Below are 22783 nucleotides of genomic sequence, written 5' to 3'. Positions count from 1 at the left end.
AATGTTGTAAGCAAGACCTTTGCCTGTTAGGTAAAGGTCTTTTTCTGTTTATACACGACCTTTGCCTATCCAGGGAAAGGTCGTTTTCTTTTTCCTTCTTTACACAAACTAAAGGGGAAGTTCGGAGAAAACGGCCACGGATACTTCACCAATCAAGGACGAGGAGGAAAAAGAGAATGGAACTATTGTTAACACCTGAGTTTTGGTCCGCACTGTTAGCTATCATCGTTATTGACCTAGTGCTTGCCGGAGACAATGCGATCGTGATCGGGATGGCAGCTCGCAATCTGCCTGCTCATCAGCAGAAAAAAGCGATTGTCTGGGGGACCGTCGGAGCAATCGTCATACGCGCCCTAGCCACCTTGGCCGTCGTCTGGTTGTTGAAAATTCCTGGTCTCTTATTGATCGGGGGTCTGATCCTCATCTGGATTTCGATGAAACTCCTGATTCAGGAAGAAGGACATGAAACCATGAAGGCCAGTGGCTCATTAGGCTCAGCGATCTGGACGATCATCGTAGCAGATACTGTCATGGGTCTGGATAACGTCATCGCGGTAGCAGGTGCAGCACACGGAGATTTCCTGCTGGTCGTTATCGGCTTGATTATCAGTGTACCGATCATGGTATGGGGTAGCACACTCATTCTGAAATTCATGGAGCGCTATCCGATCGTCATCTTCATCGGAGCCGGAGTATTGGCGTATACAGCAGCAAGCATGGTGACGAGTGAAAAGTTCCTCACACCGTTCTTCACTGCCTATCCGTGGGTCAAATGGTTGTTCATCGTAGCTGTAGTCGTCGGTGTCCTGCTGATTGGCCGCATGAAAAGCCAAAAGCAAAAACGGATGGCCGAACAGTCCTAAAAAAAATCGCCCGAGCGTCTAATCGATGCTCGGGCGTTTCTATGTGCTTTGCCATGCGGGGCACTATCATACTGTTTACCTTGTCACTGCTCGCATAAGCTTGCGACTAGCCTTCACCATTCGGGAGACATCCTTCATGGAAAAAGGCATGCGTTTGAAATTCAACGAAAAACCTTTTTTCTTGCGACGAGGGGCCATCAAATAGCCAATGAAAGCCACAATTCCGCTGGTGGCGATAATCCGCATCAGGCTTCGAGTGAACAATCCTGCCACCTCCATTTGGATTTTCGGTATTGTACCTAGAAGCTACATATTGATTTGAGCTGCCACGGTTTGCTCCTCGATAAACAGATCGTTCAGCGAGTGCAGCGAACCATCCTCCTCCACCTGATAGACAGAGGCAATCTGCTCGTTGCTGACGCTCATCTCAATGAAGCAGTTCCAGCAATAGTACTGGTTGGTTCCAATTTTTCCGACGTCTTTCGAACTACAATTCGGGCAAATGACACGCATCCTACAAATCCTCCCTTTTCACGCCTGGATACGAACTCTAGTCCGGCACGATCAGGTTTTCTTCCCCGACAATGACAGTAGGTGGTGCGGAAAAGCGCTTGCGCCCCTCTGTGACATCCGCAATCCAGCCATTGGATAGTTCGTACCCTACAAGTTTCTCCCATTTCGCAGAGAAGTAAACATCTTCCACTCTGCCCAGGAGTTCTCCGGAAGCGGTAATGACCGCTTTTCCTTTTAATTTTGTCTTTCCCGTCACGATGCCGACAGGTTCGATACCGGCGAGATCAAGCAAGGGAGTGATTGCGTCTTTTCCCGAAACGGTGAGGCATGATTCACCTACCGCGTGAATCCGTTCGGAAGGAATGTAGGTACCAGGATGGAACCAGCCCTGTTCGCTCAGCAAGACTCCTCGTACATGCCAAGTGGGGTCGCAAAGAATGTCACGGACGGTGCCGAGCGTCTCTCCTGTCTGTAGACACATGACGGGCAAACCGACTACATCCATTGCCTTGCGCATGTGGGACATCCTCCTTCCGCCTACTTAGTATCGGCGAAAGACAGAGCCTCATTCGGCGCAATTGGTTCCAGCTAGTCGCTTTTCAAGCGTTCTTCCAAATAACTGTAACGGACTCCTTCCTCATCTGTCTGCACGGCTGCCTTGAATGCGTCCGGTTCTCCGCACATGATGAGAAATGACTTGCTGCGAGTGATGCCGGTATAGACCAGCTTTCTGCGCAGCATCCGGTAATAACTTCTTACAAACGGCATAATCACTATCGGAAATTCACTACCCTGCGATTTGTGCACGGAACAGCAGTAGGCAAGCGTCAGCTGATGATACGAAGAACGCTTGTACACCACTTCCCGACCATCAAAATTGACGACCAGCATCTCTTCATTCTCTGCATTTTCGTTTGGGAAAAAGATAGCAACAATTTCACCCATATCACCGTTGAACACATGCTCCTCTGCATTGTTGACCAATTGCAGAACCTTGTCTCCGGTGCGAAAAACCATTTCGGCGAACGTTACTTCCCGCTTTTGAGCTGTTTTTGGATTAAACAATTCCTGCAGCTCTTCATTCAACCGGTTCACACCGGCAGTACCTTTATACATAGGGGCCAATACTTGAACATCTTTGGCCGTATACCCTTTTTTTACGGCTCCTGCGCAAATTTGTTTCACCGCTTCAGGCACATCTTGTGGCGAACTTGTGAAAAATCTCCGATCGGGAGTTGTCTGGAGCAAATTTGCCGGAACCTGCCCTTTGCGAACCTCATGCGCCAGTTGAATGATGGTAGACTCCTGCGCTTGTCTGTAAATGTCCGTTAGCTGTACTCTCGGCAGCAGACCGGAAGCAAGCATGTCCTGAAGTACGTTTCCAGGCCCCACAGAAGGCAACTGATCCGGATCACCAACCATGATAATCTGCATATCGTCAGGGACAGCGCGAAACAACTGATTGGCGAGCCAAATATCCACCATCGACATCTCGTCTACAATCAACAACCGTCCCTGAATCGGGTGCTCTGCATCGTGCTCAAAGCTCTCCCCTTTATAGCCCAACAGTCGATGGATCGTCATCGCAGGCAGTCCGGTTGTTTCTGTCATTCGCTTGGCTGCTCTTCCGGTAGGAGCTACCAGCAGTATCGGAAAAGGATTATCCTCCCCATACTTTTTCAGATCGAGAGAGACACCATGCAGTTGGGAAAAGACACGGCAAATCCCTCTGATCACGGTGGTTTTTCCAGTACCGGGCCCACCTGTCAAGAGCATCAGTCCAGACTTGATAGCCTGTTCAATCGCATCCCGCTGCGTATCCGCATACGTGATAGCCAGCTCGTCCTCCACTTTTCCCAGTGCACGATAAAACTCAGACGACGGGAAGGACCCGAAGTCATCCCGTTGCGCAAAATGCCGCAGCCTTTTCGCCAGACCAATCTCGGCAAAAAAGAGCGAAGGCAGATACACGCGCTCTTCTTCCCACGCTACCTTGCTTGCGACAAACAAAGACTCGACGGCAAATCTCACATCATCGATGGAAAAAGCATGTCCACCGCACTCGTCAAGCAAACGCTTTGTTTTTTCACAAAGCTCATCTACCGGCACATACACATGACCTTCCGAATAGGAGGACTCTTGCAAAACAAACAAAGCGGCTGCTTTGGCCCGATCCTCGGATGAAGCGGCAATTCCAGTAGCGCGAGCGATATCGTCTGCCCGTTTAAAGCCGATGCCTTGAATATCTTCGATCAAAAGATAGGGTTCCTCAGTCAACACCTTCATCGTTTCCAGCTTGTATGTCTGGTAGATGCGGAGCGCCATGTTGACACCGATCCCGAAATCATACAAAAAGACCATAGCGCTTTCCAGAGAGCGATGTTCGATGACGGAATCGTAAATGGTCTTGGCCCGTGCCTCCGAGATGCCTTGCACCTGCGCCAACCGCTCTGGAAATTCCGCGATGATGCTCAGTGCATCGACTCCCAGCTCCTCTACAATGCGTTTCGCCATTTTCTTTCCTATTCCCTGAAAAAGCCCGCTCGCCAGATAGCGCTCTACCCCAGCCAACGTTTTGGGTGATTCACGCTCATAGCGTTTGGCTACATACTGTTGGCCAAACCTGGGATGCGTCTTCCATTCCCCGTAAAACGTATAGAGCTCATCTGGGTGTGGCCGGGGAAAGTTACCCACGATGACGACGTCCGACTCCTTGATGTTCTCCGTAGTCTCCTCTATCTTAAGACGGATAATTCCGTACCATGTTTCTTCATTGTAAAAAATTTCTTGATTGACATATCCGCGAATATATGATTCAGAAAACAAGGAGATTGATTGCTGCTCCTCCATCGTAACGCCTCCTCATACCTACTCCATCCCCTTCTCCAAGAACGATTATCCAGGGGAAGAAGAAAAAAATCCACTTCTGCGACAAAGTGGATTTCCTCATAGCTTCTATTAAATTGTAAATCGTTTTATCTGTTCTGACAACCGCTTGGCCATCTGAGCCAATGTTTCTGCCGCTGCGGCCATCTCTTCGGTGGAGGCTGTTTGCTCTTCGGAGGCAGCTGCCACTTCCTGCGTATTGCGCGCAGTCATCTCAGCCAATTCCGAGATCGTACTGGAGTTCCAGCCTCTGGCATAGCCTGCCCGAGCTGGTCTTTTGCTTTCCTATTCCTTTTGCAGACGTTTGACAATCTGTGCTACTTTACCCGCCGCTCTTGCAGCTTCTTCTACCGAATTGGTGATTCCAAAGCTGAAGCGGATCGCCGAATGAGCACGTTCATCTCCCAGATTCATCGCTTTGAGAACATGCGACAATTCCAGGGAACCAGAGGTGCAGGCAGAACCACTCGACGCCGCGATGGATGCAAGGTCCATGTTCATGAGCATGGTCTCCGTCTGTATGCCTAAGAAGCTGACATTCAGGATGTGAGGCATGACATGCTTCGGATGGCCGTTCACCTGATAACGAATACCGGCTTCCCGCCAGATCGTGAGCATGGTTTCCTTGATCTCTTTGTACTTGGCGACACGCTCTACACGCTCCTCTGAAGCGATCCGGACTGCTTCCGCAAATCCGACGATACCCGCCAGGTTTTCAGTCCCTGCCCGACGCTTTCTTTCCTGGGAGCCTCCGTGCAGCAGCGGAGAGAACGCCGTGTTTTTTCGCAAATACAAGGCTCCTACTCCCTTGGGACCATTGATCTTGTGCGCGGATACAGACAGCATGTCAACCGGAAGCTCTCTCATGCTGAGCGGCAGAACACCGAATGCCTGGACGGCATCCGTATGAAACACAATGCTGCGTTCCTGTAAAAAACGCCCGATCTCCTCGATGGGCTGAATCGTTCCTACTTCGTTATTTCCATACATGATCGAAACGAGCACGGTATCATCACGAACAGCGTTTATCAGATCACTCATCCGTACGGAACCTGTGTCGTCCACCGGCAGATAGGTGATCTCAAAGCCGAGGTTCTGCAGATACTCACAGGCATGCAGCACGGCATGATGCTCGATCTGAGTCGTAATGACGTGTCGCCCTTTCTCCTGATGAGCGAGTGCTCCTCCGATAACCGCCATATTGTCTGCCTCTGTCCCGCCACTTGTAAAAATAAGCGACTGCGGATCAGCATCCAAATAGCGAGCGATCGCGTCCCTTGCTTGCTCCAGTGCCTGACGCGCCTTGCGACCAAAGCCGTGTACACTGGAAGGATTGCCAAACACCTGCGTGAGATACGGAGTCATCACTTCTACGACACGAGGATGCACGGGCGTAGTAGCGGCATGGTCAAAATAGATCATTTCAGACACGAACTTTCACCTTCTGATTTATGGTTTAGATGTAAAACATGTAGTTGTCCGTACGACCATCATCCTGGAAGGTAATCAGATCCTGCAGGGAAGTCGAATCCAGCACAGAGGAAATGCTGTCGCGAATACGCAGCCAAAGGTAGCGTTTTGCCGCATCTTCTTCCTCAGCAAATTCCACAGGGCTGATCGGTCCTTCCAATACCCGGATTACATCGCCAGCCGATATTTCCTCCGGTTGCTTGGCCAGGACATAGCCCCCGTATGCACCGCGGATACTTTTCACCAATCCTGCGTTGCGAAGTGGTGCGATTAACTGCTCCAGATAATGCTCGGATAAATCATGTCTTTGTGCGATGCTTCTCAAGGAAGTCGGCCCTTCTCCACAACGGTTGGCCAATTCCATCATAATCGTCAGGCCATAGCGGCCTTTCGTTGAAATCTTCACTGTCCCAACTCTCCTCTCTGTTTACATTTCCCTTCTTTCCTGCTTCCTACATGACTTCGGCAGTCCAGGATACACTACCTCTAGGGGGTGAGTGCAAGAATGGCTACGAACAAACGCTCAGAACGCGGACGCAACCATCCGTCCGAGACCTTGTATGAATATCCGGCAGGCACGATTGCTCACAAGGCACGCTACGGTGCCAGCGAGCAGAGCAAGCAGCCGAATGAAAATGGAGATTTGCCCAACAAGCCTGGCGGCAATGTCCGTACTTAAAAGCAGTCTACTCCCCCATCCATTGGGGGATTTTCCCTATTCCGAGGATTTCCCGGGCGCTCGTCGACCACTGTCCAGCTTCTGACGTTCCTCCTGAAACCGGCGTATATGCCGCTCGTAACCATGATCCTTGGGGTCGTAAAAGGATACCTGCAAGCCGTCTGGCAAATACTGCTGATGCACATACCCATAGGGATAGTTGTGCGGATATAAGTATCCTTTTCCATGGCCCAGCTTGGCTGCACCCTTGTACGCCGAATCACGCAAATGAGTGGGTACCGGTTTGTGCCCTTCTTTTTGAATGTGGGCCAAAGCCTGGTTAATGCCATTATAGGCTGCATTGCTTTTCGGTGCTGTGGCCAAGTAGGTCGTCGCTTGTCCCAAAGGAATTCGCCCTTCCGGCATGCCAACCAGCTCAACGGCCTGAAAGCACGATATCGCAACGTTGATGGCCTGTGGATCGGCGTTTCCGATATCCTCTGAGGCAGATATCACCAGTCTGCGAGCAATAAAGCGCGGGTCTTCTCCCGCGTCGATCATCCTCGCCAGCCAATAGAGAGCTGCATCAGGGTCAGAACCGCGGATCGATTTAATAAAGGCAGAAATCGTGTCGTAATGGTTATCCCCGCTCTTGTCATAGCGTACCGCGCGACGTTGGATGGATTCCACAGCTACATTCAATGTGATCGTAATCCGTCCATCCGCTCCCGGCGATGTCGTAGAGACGGCCAGCTCCAGGGCATTCAGCAGTCTGCGTGCATCCCCCTCTGCATAATGGATCAAATGCTCCATCGCTTCAGGTTCAATCCGCACGTCCAGTTCACCCAGACCTTGTTCCGTGTCCTTCAAGGCCCGTTCAATGATCTTCTCCAGCTCCTCATGTGTCAATGGTTGAAGCGAGAAGATTTGAGAGCGGGACAACAGGGCAGCATTGACTTCAAAAAACGGATTCTCTGTCGTCGCACCAATCAGAATAATGGTCCCTTCTTCAACAAAAGGCAGCAAGGCATCCTGCTGGGATTTGTTGAAGCGATGAATTTCATCGACGAACAGCGTGGTTCGTTGTCCGCCCATCACGAGCCTTTCCTTTGCCTCTTCCACCACTTTGCGGATATCGCCTACCCCAGCTGTGACAGCGTTGAGTTCCGAAAAATAGGAGCGTGTTGACCGGGCAATGACCTTGGCCAAAGTCGTTTTTCCTGTTCCAGGAGGACCGTGGAATATCAAGGAGGAAACTTGATCCGCTTCTATCGCACGGCGCAGCAGCTTTCCTGGTGCAATAATGTGCGATTGTCCAATCACGTCTTGGATGGACTGAGGACGCATCCGAGCAGCGAGCGGCTTTTGCTTGGCACCGCCCCCCTGCTGTTCATAGGCAAACGTGAATAGATCGTCCATCGCCCATTACCCTTTGGCTGGCTGCCAATCCAGCAAATCGCGTACTACGACACTCGCCAGAATCAATCCTGCTACAGATGGGACGAAGGCATTGCTCGCTGGAGGCTGCCGCACCTTGCTGATCGGTGAATTCGGATTGCTTACGATCTGCTCCCGAACATCAGAGCGAACGACGACAGGAATTTCCCGGGAATATACGACTTTAACCCCTTTGTAAATGCCATTTTTGCGCAGCTCACGACGAATGACCTTGGCGATCGGGTCGTAGCTGGTCTGCGAAATATCCGCCACCTCGAAACGGGTAGGGTCCATTTTGTTCGCCGCGCCCATGCTGGAGATAATGGGAATGTTTCGGCGCTTTGCTTCTTGGATCACGTGCAGCTTTGCCGACATGGTGTCCATCGCATCCACGATATAATCCACTTCGTGTGCAAAGAGCTGATCAGCTGTCTCCGCATTGTAAAACATGTTCAGTGTGACGACCTCACACTCGGGATTGATGCTCAAGATTCGCTCTTTCATCAATTCTGCTTTTTTCTGACCAACCGTATTCAGTGTTGCATGAATCTGGCGGTTGCAGTTGGTGATATCGACGACATCCTTGTCGACCATGACCAGCTTACCAACACCTGTACGGGCTAAAGCCTCTACAGTAAAGGAACCGACCCCGCCGATCCCCAAAACCGCGACGCGGCTATTTTTCATTTTTTCCAAACCTTCAGGACCGAAGGCCAATTCACAACGAGAAAATTGATGAAGCATGCATTCGTTCACCTTTCAAAGCGGATTTATTGTCAATCGGAAAAGTAGGAATCCAGTGAAAAAAGGAGCCCCATTATGTCGTGTACTCCTACGTTTTGAACCTGCTCATCGCAGGTGGGTGTCTGCCCAACTGTACCAGACGTCCACTCGTGGGTGGCATGCCTTAACAGTTGGGACGAACAACTCCCAAGTCAAACTTTGTGGCTCAAAACGATCAGATATCACGGACATCGCAGGGCTTATCTACTAGTATTACCAATGTATCAAAGAGCAATGCATTTGTGCAAGTCAGCTGTTCTTAAGCCTGAACCTTCTCTTCCTCTTCTACAATGGTATCGATATGCAGTTCTTTCAGCTGTTTTGGTGCTACAACATCAGGAGCGTTCACCATCAAGTCACTTGCGCTTGCCGTTTTCGGGAAAGCGATGACTTCACGCAGGTTGGTGCGCCCAGCCAGGAGCATGATCAGACGGTCCAGGCCGAGTGCAATACCGCCATGTGGAGGTGTACCGTATTCGAAAGCATCGAGCAGGAAGCCAAATTGTTCACGCGCCTCTTCAGGTGTGAAGCCGAGTGCCTTGAACATTTTTTCCTGTACATCGCGTTTGTAGATCCGCATGGAACCGCCGCCAAGCTCATAGCCGTTCAGGACCATGTCATAGGCTTGCGCACGGATTTGTCCTGGATCGGTGTCGAACAGATGAAGGTCTTCGTCTTTTGGACGGGTGAACGGATGATGCAGGGCGACATAGCGTTTGGCTTCTTCGTCCCACTCGACCAGCGGGAAGTCGACAACCCACAGGAAAGCAAATTGGCTGTGGTCGATCAGTCCCAGCTCAGCAGCCAGCTTGCTGCGAAGCGCACCGAGTGCATCTGCTACGACTTTTGGTTTGTCTGCGACGAACAGGAGCAGGTCTCCTTCTTCGACATCCAGACGTTTTTTCATTTCATTGATCTCTTCTTCTTTAAAGAACTTGACGATTGGACCTTTCAGCTCGCCATCCTTGATGCCAATCCATGCCAAGCCTTTTGCTCCATAGCGGGAAGCGAATTTCGCCAGATCGTCTGCTTCTTTACGGGAGTAGTGTCCGCAGCCTTTGGCGTTGATTGCTTTAACCTGACCGCCACCTGCAACCACGCTGGCGAACACTTTAAAGTCGCTGTTGGCAACAACGTCAGAGACATCAGTCAGCTCCAGGCCAAAACGGATGTCTGGTTTGTCGGAGCCGTAGCGCCCCATTGCTTCCGCATACGTGAGGCGCGGGAATGGAGTAGGTACATCTACACCGATCGTTTCCTTGAATACGTGTGCCACCATTTTTTCCATCATCGGCAAGATTTCTTCCATAGAAAGGAAAGAAGTCTCGATGTCGACTTGAGTAAATTCAGGCTGGCGGTCAGCACGGAGGTCTTCGTCACGGAAGCAGCGTACGATCTGGTAGTAACGCTCCAGGCCCGATACCATCAGCAGCTGTTTGAACAGCTGTGGAGATTGCGGCAAGGCGTAGAATTCGCCAGGATGTACACGGGAAGGAACGAGATAGTCACGTGCACCCTCCGGCGTGCTCTTGGTCAGCATCGGCGTTTCCACTTCCACAAAGCTGTTCGTGTCGAGGTAGTCGCGGAAAGCTTTTGCTGCCTTGCTGCGCAGGATCAGGGAACGCTGCATTTCCGGACGGCGCAGGTCCAGATAACGATATTTCAGGCGAACCTGTTCATCGACATTCAGATCGTCTTCGATCGGGAATGGCGGTGTTTTGGCATCATTGAGGATTTGAATTTCGGAAATGTGCACTTCGTATTCGCCGGTCTGTACTTTCGGATTGATCGCTTCAGGTGCGCGGTTCACGACTTCCCCTTTTACAACCAACACGTATTCGCTTCTGACTTTGTCCGCGACTTCCCATGCTGCCTTGTTGTACTCAGGATTGAACACGATTTGAACAATTCCTGTGCGGTCGCGGAAATCAATAAAGATCACGCCTCCGAGGTCGCGTCGGGTTTGTACCCAGCCGTTCAAAACGATTTCTTTTCCTACGTGTTCTTTTGTCACCTCTCCGCAATGTACGGTTCGATATTGCCATGCCATGATGGTTACCTCCACTAGGGGTTTTTTATTTTTTCTTAAGTCAAAGTTTTGACGAGGTCTTCCCGTTTCACTACTTGCTGTTCGCCTGTTCCCATCTCCTTGAGGAGAACCGTCCCATTGGCAAGCTCGGATTCGCCGATAATGGCGGTAAAACGCGCTTCCAATCGGTCTGCTTGCTTTAGCTGGGCCTTCATTTTGCGATCCAGGTAATCCAGCTCGGCAATGACTCCTGCCTGGCGCAGCTGATCGACAAGCACGAACGCTGTTGCTTTTGCTTCAGGTGTTTGCACGACGACGAAGCAATCGATGCCGCCAGTCGTCGGAAGCGAAATCCCTTGTTTTTCCAGTGCGAGCAGCAAGCGCTCGATGCTGAGTGCAAAGCCGATGCCCGGCATATCGTCTCCACCCAGGTCTGCCACCAGACCATTGTAGCGACCACCGCCGCAAAGTGTTTCCACAGCTCCGATCTCCGCCATCTTGATCTCGAATGCAGTCAATGTGTAGTAATCAAGACCACGCACCAGTCGCGGATTGACATGATACGGAATCTGCAACGCTTCCAGATAGCCTTTGACCGCGTCAAAGTGAGCAGCAGACTCTTCACTCAGGTAATCCAGGATGGAAGGAGCATCCTTGGTCAGCGACTTGCACTTCTCGTTTTTACAGTCCAGTACGCGCAGCGGATTGCGATCAATCCGGGATTGGCAGTCCTCACACAGCTCTGAGCGCACCGCGTTCAGGTGAGCGAGCAAATACTCCCGATGACGTGCCCGGTCTTCCAATGTCCCCACGCTGTTCAGTTCGACGGAGAGCCCGGTCAAGCCCAGCTCCTGGTACAAGCGAATGGCTACGCTAATGACTTCCGCGTCGATGGCCGGGTCACTGCTGCCAATCGCCTCCACGCCAAACTGCACGAATTGGCGGTAGCGCCCTGCCTGTGGACGCTCGTGGCGAAACATCGGTCCCAGGTAATACTGCTTGGTGGGCTGGTTCGGTGATCCGTACAGCTTGTTCTCCACGTAGGAGCGCACGACACCCGCTGTCCCCTCCGGACGAAGCGTCAAGGCATCTGTACTGCGCGGATTGGCGACGCTGTACATCTCTTTCTCCACGACATCCGTCGTCTCGCCAACGCCGCGAATGAACAGCTCTGTACTCTCGAAGAGCGGGGTGCGAATTTCCTGATAGTTATAGCGGCGGCAGAGATCGCGGGCTTTGCTCTCCACGTACTGCCACAGCTCCACGGTACCCGGCAAAATATCCTGTGTTCCGCGGGGAATCTGAATTTTTTTCATGAAAGTGAACCTCCATTGTTCTCCCCGTTATGGGGGAAGCAAAGAAATATGAAAAAAAGCCCCTCGTCGCCTGACATGGTGCGTACGCCACATGTCAGGGACGAGAGACTTGTTTTATCTCCCGTGGTGCCACCCTGCTTGAATGTCTTCTTGTGAAAACGAATAGACATTCCACTTTTATGCCCATAACGCGGGCCAGCGCCTGCCAGTTACTAAGGGAGTCAACACGCTCCATCCGTTCACTGCGGTCTTCGGGGATGTCATTCACCAGGTCGTCATATACAAGCACTCTCAGCCACGGTGCTTGCTCTCTGCTCTAGCGTCTCCTGATTACTCGTTCCCGTCATCAGATCTCGTTCATTTTGTTGAAAAAAGCTTAATGTGAATCATAGCAAACTCGTTATCCGTCGTCAACAGGCACATCTAAAAAACTTTTTTTATCAAGCCTCAAGACTGCACGGCCGACTTTCCTGCGTAGATTTCATTTAGATCTCGCAGCTTGTTTTCTACCAAAATCTTGTAGGTATCATTGTACGTCTTCGGATCTTTGGGATTGGGCCAGCGCGTCAATTTTCCGCTGCCTGGAGCCATCAGCTTGGAGACAGCGCCACAGCCAAGTCCCAGAATCGTCTGCACTTCTTCCATAATCATGATATTATAAATACTTTCCTGATTTGGCAGAGAATATCCTACGTTCTCTAAATTTCCTAGTATATTTTTTTGACGGTACAAATAGTAGGGTGCGTAACCATTCGCCTGCGTCCAATCCGAAGCCATCTGCATCATAGCGCTGATTTCGTCTCTGCTGGCTACCCGGTAACGTTCCTTGTTCTGCGTCATTTCCGAAGCTCGCTTAAAAGATAGGGTGTGCACGGTCATTGATGCCGGCATCAGCTTCTCTACTTCGCGCAGGCTAAGCGCCAGCTCTGCCAGCCCCTCATTCGGCAAGCCGATGATTAAGTCCATATTGATATTGGTCAAACCCATTTCCATCGCCAAATGGTATTTCTCGATCGTCTCTTCCACCGTATGATGACGACCGATCGCATGCAAGGTCTCCTGGGTAAACGATTGCGGGTTGATGCTGATGCGATCTACTTCCCAGCGCTTCATCACTTCCAGCTTTTCCCGGGTAATCGTATCGGGTCTGCCAGCCTCTACCGTCAGCTCTCGGACCTTGTTCATGTGCGGAAACTTGCGATGCATGGTTTGAAACAGCATATCCATGTCTTCAGCGGTAATACTGGTCGGTGTTCCTCCGCCAAAGTAGATCGAGGTGATCTTCTGATCGTGCTCTGTCAGCCATTCCCCGATGCGTTCCAGCTCGTAGTGAAGCCCTTCGAGAAATGGATTGACTGAAGCGGTATGGCTGCGAATGGCATATGCAGGAAACGTACAGTAGGCACACTTCGTCGGACAAAAGGGGATGCCAATATAAATGGACAGTTCCTGGTCGACTTGATAAAAGTCTGGAACTACGCGCAGCTGACGATCCACAATCTCCTGCAGGAGCTGCAGCTTGTAAGGTCGCAACACAACGTCCTGCTGCAGCCGCCGATGAGCCTCCTCCTTGCTGACTCCAGATGAAAGGAGCTGATGAAGCAATTTTGTCGGGCGAATTCCGGTCAGGATTCCCCACCCTTGTTCCATACCCGTATATTCTTCCAGCACTAGCAGCAAAGCGTAATTAACGGCCTGCTTGGCGGTCTTGCGCATCGCTTTTTCCTCCAGGCTTACATAGCTGCGCTGCACCTGGTGAAAAAGCCGTTTATGCCCGTCAAACAGTTCACTGTCAGCCACGACACCATCTGCTTGCTGGCGGAGCGATAATTTGAGCTTTAGACCCGGCTCATCTGTCCAGCGACTGACGAAAGCAAGCGCCGGATCTTCGTAAAACAAGGCGAGAATCAAGGAGACTTCCCGCTCAAATGTGTGTCCTTCACACCTAATTTCAATCATTGGGTTCACCTGCTTTTTCATTTGCCACCCTTCATCTTAGCCGACCCCAAAAGTCCGGTCAACCTTCCAAGTGGCGAACCCAGACCAAAAGATAGATGGTTAAGGCTTCAGGCGTTTGCGCAAGGATTGGACATCCCTGACGCTAATATGAAATTCTCTGGACATCTCAATATCATTGAGCTGCGACTCTTTTTCCAAAAAATCGTGAAAATCGACGGAAAACAGTTTCCGGTTCAATTCTTGGGCAAAGGTCTCCTTGTTGGACTGTCTCACGTCTCTTCCTCCTAGCTGCCTTCTCTTAACTCTAGTATTGCCGCCGCGCCCGATCTGTCATACGCAGATTTCTTGCAGAAGTTTGTCGGTTGTTGCAGGAAAAAGAAGGATAGAGGGCGAATGAGGTACCTTTACCCTATGTTTTACCAAAATCATGGTAAATGCGTTGTTTGATGCATGCAAAAAAGTCGGAAAGGATGTCTATCGTGTTTGTTCGTCAAAAATTCCTGAAGATGCTCCTGACTATCGTCTGTGCCGTCTCCATCCCTGTCACTTCAGCTTGGGCCGCCGGTTCTGTTCAGGTCACTGTGGACAAGCTGAACGTCCGATCTGGTCCCAGCCTCCAGGACACGATTATTACGACCCTCCCGAACCAAACTGTACTTCCGGTCATCTCGCAACAAAATGATTGGGTGCAAGTCAAATTGCCCGATGGCAAAAACGGTTGGGTAGCCAACTGGCTCGTCTCTTCGACACCGTCGTCCCAGACACAGACACCTGCTGCTAAAGCCCAGGTGGAGAGCACAACCGACAATCTGAATGTCCGTTCTGGACCGGGAACGAATCACTCTGTCGTGCAGCAAATTGGACTTGGGACACGATACTCCGTCCTGCAAAAGAACGGCGACTGGATCGAGATTCAATTATCCGGCCAAAGCAAAGGCTGGGTAGCAGCATGGTTGGTGAAAGAAGTTGGCGCTAGTGGAGGGACAACTCCAGTGGGAAGCAGCAATCCTCCTGCCGCCACTACACCAAATGAATCACCCGTTACACTGCCCACACAAGTCGTAACACCGAAACCTGGCACCGTGCAAGGAGCTAGTCTGACACTTGACTCTGCTCCCTATATCTATGCCACGCCTGATAGCCAGACTCCAGCCATTGGCCAATTGCATGCAGGAGCGACAGTCACCGTGCTCGCCCAGCAAAACGGTTGGGTCCAGTTTCCCTATCATGGTGTGAACGCCTGGATCAAGGCCGAAGAGCAAAAAAACTCTCAGCCGGAACAAGAATCTGAACACGGGACGGGTCCTGGGCAACCAGACAGCCAGCCAGTAAGTCCTGGATCGGCAGACAAACCGGCCGTTCAGAAAGCAACCGTCAATACTGACGGACGCAATCTGCGCAGTGAAGCCAATACGTCCAGTACGATTCTGACCACGCTAGCCACCGGCACCAGCTTGACCGTGCTGGAAAAGCAAGGAGACTGGTACCGTGTCACAACACCAGACGGAAAAACCGGATGGGTAGCCGGATGGTTAGTTACCGTAGCCCAGCCCGTATTCCCTACTCCTGCTGGCCCGCATGTGACGATTTTCAATCCCGATACCAACATTCGCTCAGGCCCTGGCACCCAGCATGAAATCATCAAGCGTGTACAGACTGGCGAGAAATATGAAATCGTCAAGACTGAAGGCGACTGGTTCCAAGTGAGCTTCCAAGATGGAACAACCGGTTACATAGCCGGCTGGCTCGTCTCCACCGTAGGCGTACCTGCTGTATTGAAGAGCAATGAACTGGTAAACAAAGTGATCGTCGTAGATGCAGGACACGGAGGAAATGATAATGGCGCCACAGGCTCCAGCTTTGCCACTCTGGAAAAGACGGTAAATCTGCAGGTTGCCCTCATTCTCCGCAAGAAATTGGAATCTGCCGGGGCCAAGGTCATTATGACCCGCGCCGATGACCGCAAGCTGACCCTTCAGCAAAGGGTAGACGTGGCCATCCATAACCAAGCAGATATCTTCGTGAGCATCCATCATAATACGCACCCGAATACCGCTACCAACGGAACCATTGTTTTCTATTTCAACAATGGCAACTCCAGCAAGCTGGCGTCACTCGTCCAAAATGAGATCGTCAAGGCGACCAGCTACAAAGATATGAACGCGCGTTATGGCAACTACTTCGTGCTGCGTGAGAATCCCGTCCCGTCCATCCTGGCTGAGATCGGATTTCTCTCCAACTACAACGACGAGATCCGCGTACGTTCCGAGCAGCAACAGGAGCTGGCTGCCGATGGATTGTACAAAGGGATCATTCAGTACTTTACGACACAAAGCAATCAAGGCGGTTAATAACAACTTGCCTGCAAACCAAAAAGCCCTCTGGCAAACAGCAGACACGCGTAAGTGCCTACCTGCTGCCAGAGGGCTTATTAATTTCGTTAAATCATTTTCAATAGGCTGGACGCTTTTCCCACGGCTCGACCACACCAACAATCGAAAGGGGTTGATCCGTGCAAATAGCGTCTACCACTCCCTTGGCGATCTCCTGATTGGACAGCCAGCGAGCCGAATTTCCCTCCAGGACAAAACCGAGAATGACACGACGATATTGGCAATTGGCAGTCGGTACGATCTGAGGGGGCTTCTTCCAGGCTCCGCTGCCGCACACCTGGAGAAGCCTCCACTCCTGCTCCTGTCGAGATAGGGCCATCTGGATAGTTGTGAGCGCCTCAGGTGCCGTCAGATGGATCCATGACACGACCAGATCAAGCGGTCCGTTGCGTAAAAGCAAGGCTTCCATCGCTGCCCTCAGCTCGTGTGTCTGGTGGTAATCCAGTTGGATATAGTCTACGGTCTCTGGCTGTGACAGTCCTTGCAGCACACGCTCAAACCTCTCGCGATTGCGTCCTACGACCGCCACCAGATACCCTTGCTCGACCAACCATCGCACCACGTCTTTCAGCATACCTGTACCGCCCACCACGAGTGCCTTTTTGCTCATGTCATCCTCTCCCTTATCAGAACTTTTAGGATTCTACGATCAAGGTAACGGGACCGTCGTTTAAGAGACGTACATCCATCATCGCACCAAAGCGGCCTGTCTCTACAAGCAAGCCCTTCTCGCGCAATTTGCTGTTGAAAAGCTCGTACAAGGGCTCTGCCTGCTCAGGTCTCGCAGCACTCATGAAATTGGGACGTCTTCCCTTCCGGCAGTCTCCATACAACGTAAATTGGGAGACAGACAAGATTTGCCCGCCTGTTTCCAGTACAGAGTGGTTCATTTTCCCATCCTCGTCTTCAAAGATCCGCAGATTTGCCACCTTGTCCGCGACAAAATCGACGTCTTTTTCGCTATCCTCGTGTGTAATCCCAACCAGCAAAAGCAAGCCGTGATCAATTTTCCCGACCATATCTCCCGCTACCGTCACACTTGCTTCTCGCGTTCGCTGAACAACAACTCTCATCCTGTTTCATCCTCCTATAGCCACACCCATTTACGAAATGAAAGAAGAACACCCGATCCTCTTGGAGATCAGGTGCTTAATATCCGGCGAACCGAATAAATATCCTTGATGCGTTTAATCCGCTCTACCACTTTTTGCAGGTGGTCGATATTGCTGATCGAGATCGTCATGTGGATCGTGGCGACCCGGTTTTTATCTGCCTTGCCACTGACCGCTGCGATATTGGTTTTGGTTTCCGCCACTACCTGCAGCACATCGTTCAAGAGTCCACTCCGATCGTTTCCAGTAATCTCGATATCGACATTGAAATTATGCTTGAACTCCGTATCCCATTCCACGTCGATCAAGCGCTCCGAACAATCCTCGGTCGCAATGTTGGGACAGTCCAGACGATGCACAGAAACGCCTCTGCCGCGTGTAATAAAGCCGATGATCTGATCACCTGGAACGGGTGTACAGCAGCGGGAGATACGAACCAGCAGATTGTCTACCCCACGAACCTTGACGCCGGATTCACTTCTCTTATTTTGAGAGGAAGGGGTCGGCTTTATTTCTGGAATGACCGGATTCTGCTCTTCACGCTCACGGCGCAACTTGTCTACCAGTCGCGTCACGATTTGTGAAGCGGTAATGCCTCCGTACCCAACCGCTGCAAACATGTCTTCAGATCCTTGAAAATTGAAGCGTGCCGCTGCTTCTTTCAGGTTGGCTTCGACCATCGCTTCCTTGACGTCAAAGCCGCGCGACTTCACTTCTGATTCAACCATTTGCTGGCCTTTTGCGACATTCTCTTCTCGTTTTTCTTTTTTAAACCATTGTTTAATTTTATTGCGGGCATGCGCTGACTTGGCCATTTTCAACCAGTCCTGGCTGGGTCCGTACGAATGCTTGGACGTGAGAATTTCGACGATATCGCCCGTCTTCATCGCATAATCCAACGGAACAATCTTTCCGTTTACCTTGGCTCCAATCGTCCGGTTACCGACCGCTGAGTGAATGCGATACGAAAAGTCGAGAGGAACAGAGCCTTTTGGCAGCTCCACCACATCGCCCTTCGGCGTAAAGACAAAGACCGTATCGGAAAACAAATCCTGCTTTAGGCTTTCCATGAATTCCTGAGCATTTGGTGCTTCCTCGGAACCACCCTCGATCATTTCCCGCAAATTGCCCAGTTTTTCGGCAAACGTGCCTTGCACGACGTTCTTGCCTTCCTTGTATGCCCAGTGTGCAGCAATCCCGATCTCTGCTGTCTGGTGCATATCCCACGTGCGAATCTGAACCTCCAAAGGCTCGCCCTTGGGTCCGATGACCGTCGTATGGAGAGACTGGTACATGTTGGTCTTGGGCATGGCAATATAGTCCTTGAATCTGCCAGGCATGGGCTTCCATAAGGTGTGCACAATGCCAAGGACCGCGTAACAGTCGCGAATGTCGTTCACAATAACACGAAGAGCAAGCAGGTCATAAATTTCATTAAACTGCTTGTTTTGCTTCGTCATCTTTTTATAGATGCTGTAGATGTGCTTCGGACGCCCCGAAATTTCGGCCTCGATACTCAGTTCCCCGAGCTTCTCCCTGATCGTAGCTGAAGCTTCATTTAAGTACGCTTCACGCTCAACCCGTTTCTTTTGCATCAGGTTGACGATCCGGTAATACTGCTGCGGGTTCAGATAACGAAGGGAGGTATCTTCAAGCTCCCACTTCACAGACGCAATCCCCAAACGATGCGCCAATGGAGCGAAAATCTCCAGCGTTTCGTCGGAAATCTCCCGCTGCTTTTCCTCAGACATATGGCGCAAGGTTCGCATATTGTGAAGGCGGTCAGCCAGCTTGATCATAATGACGCGAATATCCTGGGCCATCGCTACCAGCATTTTGCGGTGGTTCTCAGCCAACTGCTCTTCTTTGGACTTGTATTTGATTTTCTCCAGCTTGGTCACACCATCAACCAGCAGCGCCACGTCCGGCCCAAACTGATCCCGGAGATCCTCCAGTGTCACCGGTGTGTCTTCTACTACATCGTGTAAAAATCCCGCAGCAATCGTCACCGCATCCATGTGCAAATTTGCAAGGATACCCGCGACTGCGATCGGATGCATGATATAAGGAACGCCTGATTTGCGTATTTGACCCTCATGTGCTTTGTTTGCCAGTTCATAAGCACGTTTAATCATGTCCAAATCATCTTGTGATAGATACGTGCTCGCCTTTTTTACTACCTCATCAATACCCGTAATCATAGTTCCCTTCCCATATCCTCTCATAGAAAAAGCGTATAATGAAGCCTTTCGAAGAAGCTGGTCCTTCCTTCATGGAAACTTTACAAAGCGGAATCAATTCTATTTCATCCTATTATCTTTTAAGTCGTTCGGGTTGTAAAGGTGATTTCCCCGGTAAAAGTAAGAAGTACGCGCAAAAAAAAAAAAAACGGGCACAAGGCCCGCTTTCTTGGAACGATCTAGTATTGAATCAAGGATTTTACTGGGATGTCACCCATTTTGTTGCGTCCGTCGAGATAGCTCAGTTCAATCAGGAATGCTGCACCTACGACTTTTCCGCCCAATTGCTCGATCAATTGAATGGTGGTCTCGATGGTACCGCCTGTCGCCAAAAGGTCATCAGCGATCAGTACACGTTGACCCGGTGTGATCGCATCCACGTGAACGGCCAGCGCATCTTTTCCGTACTCCAGGTTGTAGTCAGCCTTGATAGACTCATAGGGCAGCTTGCCAGATTTACGGATCGGAACAAAGCCGATCTTCATTTCATAGGAAAGCGGCGCCCCTACCACAAAACCGCGCGCTTCCGGACCCGCAATGACATCAGCCTGCACTTCGCGAGCGAATACCGCCAGCTCCTGAATCGCCGCATGGTAAGCAGGACCATCTTTGAGCAGAGTCGTAATATCCTTGAAGCGAATGCCTGGTTGGGGAAAATCGGGAATAACGCGAATGTATTGTTTAAAATCCATCAATAACTCCTCCTAAGTGACAGGTTCCACCATTTGGTGAAACACTTGAATCAAGCCTTCCGATGATGACAGAAGCAGTTCTGTCGCCAGCTCGGCTTCTTCCTTCCACGATGCATAAATACGAGAGCTCTCCAGCGGTCTTTTGTCGGCTGCAGGACGGAAACGGTATTGCTCCGCTTCCGCAATAATAAATTCCAGCTCAGCGAATACGTCCAGCATGCCATCCAAGAGCGGACGCTTCCAATTCAGCTTTCTCGCGAGTGCATCCAGATGCTCATGGCGGACAACAGGCACTTGCATGAAAAACTGATAGAGCTGCTTGAAGTGCTCACGACCTGGGCAATGCAGGCGCTCCATCCCCAAATCAGGGTCGCCAAACAGGCAGTAAATGCGTTCCGCCTCATTCCAGACTGGAATAATAGCCTGCAAAGCCGAGCGTTGTCTGGGCAAATCGTAGAGTATCAGCGTGCGGCGGCCCCCCTCGCTTCCCGGCTCGCCTACATTCGCAGCAACCAGTCGAACAAAGCTCCGCTGCTCCTCCGTTATCAATCCAGACAATACTTCGTGACTTTCTTGGCGAAACACCAAGGTGAGGGAATCAGGCTCTGACATGAGCTGCTTCCATTTATCGACCTTGTCCCTGCTGCCCCTCCAATCGAATATCTGACGGTGCGGTACAGTCAGGTCGCGGATCGTCATCTGTGGCTTGCGATTGCCGTTCCACTCATTCACGGATAATTCACCCAGTACGTGGAACGTTGCTTTGGGCGTCACCTGCCGCGTGACATGCGCCCAGTTGAAACCGATCGCATCGATGTTGTTCCCCGATCTCGTCAAGGTGCATTTCAAATGATTCTCGTCCCGTCCGATAGTGCGCATCCCTGCCGTTTCCATATCACGGAGCATGACGAGAGGCGTCGGGTTCCCCATGCCGTAGGGAGCTAGCATGGCCAGCTGCTCAACGGCATCCATGCTTACCTCCTCCGGCTCCAGGGCCACATCCACTTTCGTCAACGGTATAAAATCGTCGGCGCCGAGCCACTGACCTGCCAGCTCATTTAGCTTTTCTCGCAACAGCCCCAGATTCTCTACAGGCAAAGTCATACCTGCCGCCATCGTATGACCACCGTAATGGGGAAGCCATTCTTTACAAGCCGTTAACGCTTCATACATATCAAAGCCCGTGATACTGCGTGCTGAGCCCTTGGCAGTACCCTTTTCCGGATCGATTCCAAGCACGATCGTCGGTCGGTAAAACATCTCGACCAACCGGGAAGCTACGATCCCCACTACCCCGACATTCCAGCCCTCTTTTGCAACGACGAGGACATGGTTTTGATCAGGGGGAAATTGGCTTTTTACCATTTCAACTGCTTCTTCCGTCATCTGCTGAACCAATTCCTGCCGTTCACGGTTGAGATTGTCCAGCGTCACGGCACATTCGTCCGCTTCCTGGGCATCTTCCGTGACCAACAGCTTGACCGCCGCCGCTGCCGTCTCCAAGCGACCACTTGCATTCAGACGTGGACCTAATGCGAAGCCCACATGTCCAGCAGACAGCTCGTTTTCAGAGAGTCCGCAGGCGCGTATCAATGCCTGCAACCCCGGATTCTCCGTATGGTTCAAACGCTGCAATCCTACTTTTGCCAATATCCGGTTTTCGTCGACCAAGGGAACCAGATCGGCGATTGTACCCAGAGCAGCCAAGTCAGCCAGATGGAGCGGTGCTTCTCCAAGTAAAGCATGCCCCAGCTTGAAGGCAACCCCCACTCCTGCGAGCATGTCAAATGGATAGGTACAACCCGGTTTTTTGGGATTAATCACTGCAAATGCCTCCGGAATCACAGCCGGAGGTTCGTGGTGGTCTGTCACGATGACATCGAGACCTAACCGGTTGGCATATTCCACCTGCTCAACTGCGCTAATCCCTGTATCTACCGTGACAATCAGCTTGAATCCGCTATTGTGCAGATGGGCCAATGCCTCTTTATGTAACCCATAGCCTTCTGTAAAACGGTTGGGAATATAGTAGTCAAACACTGCGCCCATTTGGCGAAACAAGTGTACCATCAACGAGGTTGAGCTGACGCCATCCGCATCGTAATCTCCATAAATGCAGATTGGCTCTTGGCGTTTAATCGCCTGCAGGATACGGTGCACACTCTTCTCCATGCCGTTTAGCAGGTATGGATCGTAAAACATCTCCGGTCCCGGCTGCAGAAAGTCACGCACTTGTTCTGGTGTGTGGATGCCACGAATCACCAATAGCTTGGATACGAGAGGAGTCAACTTGGTTTCTGCTGCAAGGTTCGCAGCCAGATGCTCATCGTAGCTGGCTAGTTGCCAGCGTGTTTTCGCTTTCAGCATGGGCGTTCCTCCAATCCTCATTCATTATAGTGGATCGAGAGGCAGACTGACAATAGCGAGCCATT

General features: G+C 51.1%; 21 protein-coding genes, 1 other RNA gene and 1 other annotated feature. Of the genes, 3 read left to right on the top strand and 19 right to left on the bottom strand.

The window, feature by feature from the left end:
- The first annotated feature begins 176 nt into the window (after positions 1–176).
- Positions 177–863, top strand: coding sequence for a TerC family protein (locus JZI27_RS00305; RefSeq protein ID WP_251244168.1), 687 nt, complete (start codon positions 177–179; stop codon positions 861–863).
- 75 nt (positions 864–938) lie between these two features.
- Here the strand turns inward: JZI27_RS00305 and JZI27_RS00300 are convergent, their stop codons facing one another.
- From JZI27_RS00300 to cymR, 7 genes are all read right to left on the bottom strand, one after another.
- Positions 939–1136, bottom strand: a complete 198-nt coding sequence (locus JZI27_RS00300; protein ID WP_245996429.1) for a hypothetical protein — start codon at positions 1134–1136, stop codon at positions 939–941.
- A 33-nt stretch (positions 1137–1169) separates the two neighbouring features.
- Positions 1170–1376: a hypothetical protein gene (locus JZI27_RS00295; protein ID WP_122907296.1), complete on the bottom strand. Its 207-nt coding sequence runs from the start codon at positions 1374–1376 to the stop codon at positions 1170–1172.
- 37 nt (positions 1377–1413) lie between these two features.
- Positions 1414–1893 carry a PRC-barrel domain-containing protein gene (locus JZI27_RS00290; RefSeq protein WP_122907297.1) on the bottom strand — a complete coding sequence of 160 codons (480 nt, stop codon included), beginning with the start codon at positions 1891–1893 and terminating at the stop codon, positions 1414–1416.
- Between the two features lie 71 nt (positions 1894–1964).
- Entirely contained in the window at positions 1965–4226 is a 2262-nt protein-coding gene (gene recD2 / locus JZI27_RS00285) for an SF1B family DNA helicase RecD2 (protein WP_280206170.1), read from the bottom strand.
- A 108-nt stretch (positions 4227–4334) separates the two neighbouring features.
- Positions 4335–4475, bottom strand: a complete 141-nt coding sequence (locus JZI27_RS00280) for a hypothetical protein (RefSeq protein ID WP_183184763.1) — start codon at positions 4473–4475, stop codon at positions 4335–4337.
- A gap of 72 nt (positions 4476–4547) precedes the next feature.
- Positions 4548–5693 (bottom strand): cysteine desulfurase family protein, encoded by a 1146-nt coding sequence (locus tag JZI27_RS00275; RefSeq protein WP_280206169.1) that lies wholly within the window; start codon positions 5691–5693, stop codon positions 4548–4550.
- A 25-nt stretch (positions 5694–5718) separates the two neighbouring features.
- Complete coding sequence (gene cymR, locus JZI27_RS00270) at positions 5719–6138, bottom strand: cysteine metabolism transcriptional regulator CymR (RefSeq protein WP_122907300.1); 420 nt, start codon at positions 6136–6138, stop codon at positions 5719–5721.
- Between the two features lie 99 nt (positions 6139–6237).
- Between cymR and JZI27_RS00265 the strand changes: the two genes are divergently transcribed.
- Positions 6238–6411 (top strand): hypothetical protein, encoded by a 174-nt coding sequence (locus JZI27_RS00265; RefSeq protein ID WP_183184744.1) that lies wholly within the window; start codon positions 6238–6240, stop codon positions 6409–6411.
- A 36-nt stretch (positions 6412–6447) separates the two neighbouring features.
- Here JZI27_RS00265 and JZI27_RS00260 read toward each other — a convergent pair whose 3' ends face one another.
- From JZI27_RS00260 to JZI27_RS00230, 7 genes are all read right to left on the bottom strand, one after another.
- Positions 6448–7809: an AAA family ATPase gene (locus JZI27_RS00260; RefSeq protein ID WP_280206168.1), complete on the bottom strand. Its 1362-nt coding sequence runs from the start codon at positions 7807–7809 to the stop codon at positions 6448–6450.
- Positions 7810–7815: 6 nt separating this feature from the next.
- A complete protein-coding gene (locus JZI27_RS00255; RefSeq protein ID WP_280206167.1) occupies positions 7816–8571 on the bottom strand; it encodes a tRNA threonylcarbamoyladenosine dehydratase in 756 nt (251 codons plus the stop codon).
- A 63-nt stretch (positions 8572–8634) separates the two neighbouring features.
- Positions 8635–8813: non-coding RNA, 6S RNA (ssrS, locus tag JZI27_RS00250), on the bottom strand.
- A gap of 56 nt (positions 8814–8869) precedes the next feature.
- On the bottom strand, positions 8870–10660 hold the full coding sequence (aspS, locus tag JZI27_RS00245) for an aspartate--tRNA ligase (RefSeq protein WP_122907303.1): 1791 nt from the start codon (positions 10658–10660) through the stop codon (positions 8870–8872).
- A 35-nt stretch (positions 10661–10695) separates the two neighbouring features.
- Positions 10696–11955: a histidine--tRNA ligase gene (gene hisS, locus JZI27_RS00240; protein WP_280206166.1), complete on the bottom strand. Its 1260-nt coding sequence runs from the start codon at positions 11953–11955 to the stop codon at positions 10696–10698.
- Between the two features lie 93 nt (positions 11956–12048).
- Positions 12049–12311: a binding site (T-box leader), on the bottom strand.
- Between the two features lie 91 nt (positions 12312–12402).
- Complete coding sequence (locus JZI27_RS00235; protein WP_280206165.1) at positions 12403–13914, bottom strand: coproporphyrinogen III oxidase; 1512 nt, start codon at positions 13912–13914, stop codon at positions 12403–12405.
- 99 nt (positions 13915–14013) lie between these two features.
- Positions 14014–14187 carry a hypothetical protein gene (locus JZI27_RS00230; protein ID WP_251244175.1) on the bottom strand — a complete coding sequence of 58 codons (174 nt, stop codon included), beginning with the start codon at positions 14185–14187 and terminating at the stop codon, positions 14014–14016.
- A 206-nt stretch (positions 14188–14393) separates the two neighbouring features.
- Between JZI27_RS00230 and JZI27_RS00225 the strand changes: the two genes are divergently transcribed.
- Positions 14394–16265: an N-acetylmuramoyl-L-alanine amidase family protein gene (locus JZI27_RS00225; protein ID WP_481752783.1), complete on the top strand. Its 1872-nt coding sequence runs from the start codon at positions 14394–14396 to the stop codon at positions 16263–16265.
- Between the two features lie 100 nt (positions 16266–16365).
- Here the strand turns inward: JZI27_RS00225 and JZI27_RS00220 are convergent, their stop codons facing one another.
- The 5 genes from JZI27_RS00220 to recJ form a co-directional block, all read right to left on the bottom strand.
- Positions 16366–16917 (bottom strand): SDR family NAD(P)-dependent oxidoreductase, encoded by a 552-nt coding sequence (locus JZI27_RS00220; RefSeq protein WP_280206163.1) that lies wholly within the window; start codon positions 16915–16917, stop codon positions 16366–16368.
- Between the two features lie 25 nt (positions 16918–16942).
- Entirely contained in the window at positions 16943–17380 is a 438-nt protein-coding gene (gene dtd / locus JZI27_RS00215; protein WP_122907307.1) for a D-aminoacyl-tRNA deacylase, read from the bottom strand.
- Positions 17381–17448: 68 nt separating this feature from the next.
- Positions 17449–19620 (bottom strand): RelA/SpoT family protein, encoded by a 2172-nt coding sequence (locus JZI27_RS00210; RefSeq protein ID WP_122907308.1) that lies wholly within the window; start codon positions 19618–19620, stop codon positions 17449–17451.
- Between the two features lie 218 nt (positions 19621–19838).
- Positions 19839–20351, bottom strand: a complete 513-nt coding sequence (locus JZI27_RS00205; RefSeq protein WP_122907309.1) for an adenine phosphoribosyltransferase — start codon at positions 20349–20351, stop codon at positions 19839–19841.
- A 12-nt stretch (positions 20352–20363) separates the two neighbouring features.
- A complete protein-coding gene (gene recJ / locus JZI27_RS00200; protein ID WP_280206161.1) occupies positions 20364–22718 on the bottom strand; it encodes a single-stranded-DNA-specific exonuclease RecJ in 2355 nt (784 codons plus the stop codon).
- Between the last annotated feature and the right edge of the window lie 65 nt (positions 22719–22783).

The organism is Brevibacillus sp. AY1 (assembly GCF_029870785.1).
Lineage (GTDB): Bacteria > Bacillota > Bacilli > Brevibacillales > Brevibacillaceae > Brevibacillus > Brevibacillus invocatus.
Note: the sequence above shows the minus strand (reverse complement) of the source record. Positions and strands in the feature narration are given on the sequence as shown.